This is a genomic window from Nocardia bovistercoris (genome assembly GCF_015674855.1).
Classification (GTDB): Bacteria; Actinomycetota; Actinomycetes; order Mycobacteriales; family Mycobacteriaceae; genus Nocardia; species Nocardia bovistercoris.
This window is the reverse complement of sequence record NZ_JADMLG010000039.1, coordinates 1-1,335: the sequence shown is the minus strand read 5'-3', so window position 1 is coordinate 1,335 and position 1,335 is coordinate 1. Positions and strand designations below refer to the sequence as shown.

The window sequence follows — 1,335 nt, the reverse complement described above, 5'->3', positions numbered from 1 at the left end:
GGTGAACCGTCCTGGATCCGGTAGAGACTCGGATTCAGGCCGCCTCGGTCGAGATGGTCTGTTGATGGTAGAGGTGTTCGTATTCGGTTGGTGGCAGGTACCCGATCGCCGAGTGCAGGCGCTCGGTGTTGTACCAGTGCACCCATTCGGCGGTTTCTCGTTCGAGTTCGGCGCGGCCGGTGAAGGCCGGAGACCGGTCGATCAGCTCGGTCTTGTAGAGCCCGATCGCCGATTCCATCAGGGCGTTATCGAGAGCATCGCCGACACTGCCTATCGATCCGGCGATGCCGGACGCCCGCAGTGTCTCGGTGAAGGCCAGCGAGGTGTATTGCGATCCGGCGTCGCTGTGATGAACCAAACCTGTTGCGGTGAAACGGAAATCAGATCTTCGGCGCGTGAACAGCGCTTGCTCCAGCACCGAGGAGACCAAAGGGGTCGACTTCGAGGTCATCACCCGCCACCCCAGAATCCGCCGCGAGTACACGTCGACGCAGAACGCGGTGTAGCAGAACCCCGAAAGGGTCCAGCAATAGGTGAAATCGGCGACCCACCACTGATCCGGACGCGTCGGTCGCGACCATGCTCGTCCGATCAGATCCGGGTGCCGTGCGGGCCGGTCGCGGTCGCGTTCGGTGGTGATCGTGGTGCGCCGCCCGCGCACCACGCCGTCGATGCCGGTCAGCCGCATCAGGCGCGCTACCTGGTCGCGCCCGAGGATATGGCCGGCTCGGCGTGCGGCGAGCCAGAGTTTCCGCACGCCGTAGACACCCCGGTTGGTCTTCCACAGGTCGAACAAGGCGTTCGCGGTGTACGCGTCGGCCAGGATCGCGGCGCTGATACCGCGCTTGCGTGCGGCGTAGTAGGTGGACGGGGCGATCGCGACACCGTGCTCGGTGAGCACACGGGCGATCGGGTCGACCCCGAACCGGTCCTTGTGAGCGTCGATGTAGTCGACGATCACCGCAGTCGGCGGTCGACCTCCGCCGCCGCGAAAAACGCGCTCGCGGTACGCAGAATATCGTTGGCCCTTCGCAATTCGGCGACCTCACGACGCAACGCCTTCAACTCCTCGGACTCCGACACCGACCCCGGCGCCCGATCGACGGCCGGTCGTTCGGACTTCTCGACCCAGTTGCGCAACGTCGCCGGTTTGATATCCAGCAACGCACCCACATGCCGTCGCGCCGCGGCCATCGACTCACCGTGCTCGCGGATCCGGTCCTCATACATCCGAACCGCCCGAGCACGGGTCTCCTCGTCGAACTTCCGTGGTGCACCCATGAATGCAGTCTCCCTTGCTGAAACGAGAGTCTCCAACCAATCCAGGACGGTTCA

The 1,335-nt window shown here is 64.4% G+C and carries 1 protein-coding gene and 1 other annotated feature; the gene reads right to left on the bottom strand.

The features are described 5' to 3' along the window. Positions 1 to 34 precede the first annotated feature (34 nt). A protein-coding gene (locus tag IT779_RS37045; RefSeq protein WP_408637836.1) for an IS3 family transposase occupies positions 35 to 1,281 on the bottom strand; the annotation gives its coding sequence in 2 pieces (ribosomal slippage) (positions 35 to 987 and positions 987 to 1,281; 1,248 coding nt in all). Further along, positions 869 to 1,000 (bottom strand) — a sequence feature (AL1L pseudoknot). (Overlaps the previous gene by 132 nt.) Positions 1,282 to 1,335 lie beyond the last annotated feature (54 nt).